The following is a 2307-nucleotide window of genomic DNA, read 5'->3' on the forward strand; positions in this document are numbered from 1 at the left end:
GGCTGGTCGCGCAGTTCCCCGCGCCCCTGAAACGAGCTCCGCTCGCCCAGGGGAGACTGCGCGCAGCGCAGCCTTAAGGGGCGCGGGGAACTGCGCGAGAAGCGGCCACCGGCCCGCACACGAAGAACTGCCCAGGGGCGCGGGGAACTGCGCGGGAAGCGGTCACCGGGCCGCGCGTGAAGTACTGCTCGGGGGCGCGGGGAACTGCGCGGGAAGCGGTCACCGGGCCGCGCGTGAAGTACTGCTCAGGGGCGCGGGGAACTGCGCGAGAAGCCCCACCGGGCCGCGGACGACGAACGACCCAGGGGTGCGGGGGCTAGGGGAGCAGGCAGAGGGTGCCCTGGTCGCGGAGGGCCGAGACGGTCGCCGTGATTGCGGGGCGCCGCGAGATCCCGGTCCGCCACAAGGCGTACACCCGCCTGCGCGGCACCGGATCGAGCCCGACCACGACCACCCCGCCCGGCAAGGGCCCCCGCCCGAGCCGCGGAATCACCGCCACCCCGAGCCCGGCCGCGACCAGCGCCACCAGCGTCGGATTCTCATCGGCCCGATGCACGATCTCCGGCTCGAACCCGGCCCCCCGCATCGTCCGCACCAGCCAGTCGTGACACACCCGCCCCGCAGGCTGCGAAACCCACCGCTCCCCGCCCAACTCCTCCCGCCGCACGGCCTCCCGCCCGGCCAGCGGATGCCCCACCGGCACCAGCAGATCGCACAGGTCGTCCCCGATGACCGCCTGCTCGACCCCGGCAGGCGCCGGCAGCGGCGCGATGTCCCAGTCGTGGGCCACGGCGAGATCGACCGCCCCCTTCGCCACGAGGTCGACCGACAGATGCGGGTCGACCTCGGTGAGCCGGGCGTCGAGCCCGGGATGCCGCGCCGCCAGCGCCGCGAGCGCCCCGGGCAGCAGCCCCCGCGCCGCCGAGGCGAACGCGGCGATGGTCAGCCGCCCCGCCGGCACCCCGCGCCGCTCCTCCAGCTCGGTCTCCGCCCGCTCCATGACGGTCATCAACTCGTCGGCCGTACGCACGAGTTGGCGGGCCTCGTCGGTGAGCTTCACGCCCCGGCCCTCCCGCTCGAGGAGGATCGTCCTGGTCTCCCGCTCCAGCTTCGCGATCTGCTGGGACACGGCGGACGGCGTGTAGCCGAGCGCGGCCGCGGCGGCGCCCACGGTGCCGTGCACGGAGACGGCGTGCAGTGCGCGCAGCCGCTGAAGATCCAGCATCGACGAACCCCTCCCGCGCCGTCCCACCGGCGTTCCGTTAGCGTTGCTTCATCCCACCATGCAGCAACATTCGCTGGTGCTACACGGTCGCGGGGCGTGATCCTCGACGCATGAGACCCGCACACACCGGCCTCGCCGTGCTCGTCGCCGCCCTGTGGGGCGTGAACTTCGTCGTCATCGACATCGGCCTCGCCCACTTCCCGCCGCTGCTCTTCTGCGCCCTGCGCTTCCTGCTGGCGGCGCTGCCCGCGGTGTTCCTGGTCGGCCGGCCGTGCGTGCCGTGGCGCTGGATCCTGGGTCTCGGACTCGCGCTGGGCGTGGGCAAGTTCGGGCTGCTGTTCGTCGGCATGAACGCGGGGATGCCCGCGGGCCTGTCCTCCCTGGTGCTCCAGGTGCAGGCGGTGTTCACGGCGCTGCTCGCCTTCGCGTTCCTGGGGGAGCGGCCGCGGCCGGTGCGGGTCGTGGGCATGGCGGTGGCGCTCGCCGGGATCGGCGTCGCCGCCGTCGACGAGGGCGCCTCGGGGCCGCTGGGAGCCTTCGCGCTGGTGCTCGTCGCCGCCGCGTTCTGGGGTGTGGCGAACGTCCTGACCCGCAAGGCCGCCCCCGAGGCGCCCTTCAACTTCATGGTGTGGTCGAGCGCGGTCCCGGTGCTTCCGCTGCTCGGCCTCTCGCTCCTCTTCGAGGGCCCGGCGACGGACGCCCGCGCGCTGGCGTCCCTCGATCTGCCCGGCGTCGGCGCCATCGTCTACGTAGCCCTGGTGACGACCCTGTTCTGCTTCAGCGCCTGGAGCCGGCTGCTGCGGCGCTACGACGCCTCGACCGTCGCCCCTTACTCGCTGCTGGTCCCGGTGTTCGGGATGTCGTCGGCGGCGCTGTTCCTGGGGGAGTCGGTGAGCGGGCTGCGCTGGTGCGCGGCCGCGCTGCTGGTCGCCGGGGTCGCCCTGACCTCGCTCGGCACGTCTCTTCGGCTGCGGCCCGGTGGGGCTTCTCGCGCAGTTCCCCGCGCCCCTGAAGGGCGAGCTTCGCTCGCTTCAGGGGCGCACTGGGGGCCAGGTAAGGTGTAGGCGACGAGATTACAGAAG

General features: G+C 73.7%; 2 protein-coding genes. One reads left to right on the forward strand and one right to left on the reverse strand.

All coding sequences use genetic code 11. From position 1 onward, the window contains the following. Positions 1-316 precede the first annotated feature (316 nt). Positions 317-1225 carry a LysR family transcriptional regulator gene (locus ABZ930_RS41355; RefSeq protein WP_361560779.1) on the reverse strand — a complete coding sequence of 303 codons (909 nt, stop codon included), beginning with the start codon at positions 1223-1225 and terminating at the stop codon, positions 317-319. A 110-nt stretch (positions 1226-1335) separates the two neighbouring features. Between ABZ930_RS41355 and ABZ930_RS41360 the strand changes: the two genes are divergently transcribed. After that, complete coding sequence (locus ABZ930_RS41360) at positions 1336-2289, forward strand: EamA family transporter (RefSeq protein ID WP_361560782.1); 954 nt, start codon at positions 1336-1338, stop codon at positions 2287-2289. The last annotated feature ends 18 nt before the right edge of the window (positions 2290-2307 follow it).

Source organism: Streptomyces sp. NPDC046716 (assembly GCF_040645755.1).
Classification (GTDB): Bacteria; Actinomycetota; Actinomycetes; order Streptomycetales; family Streptomycetaceae; genus Streptomyces.

Excerpts from the sequence above, each read along its gene's own strand:
- ABZ930_RS41355 (WP_361560779.1), bottom strand. The coding sequence starts at position 1,225 with ATGCTGGATCTTCAGCGGCTGCGCGCACTGCACGCCGTCTCCGTGCAC.
- ABZ930_RS41360 (WP_361560782.1), top strand. The coding sequence starts at position 1,336 with ATGAGACCCGCACACACCGGCCTCGCCGTGCTCGTCGCCGCCCTGTGG.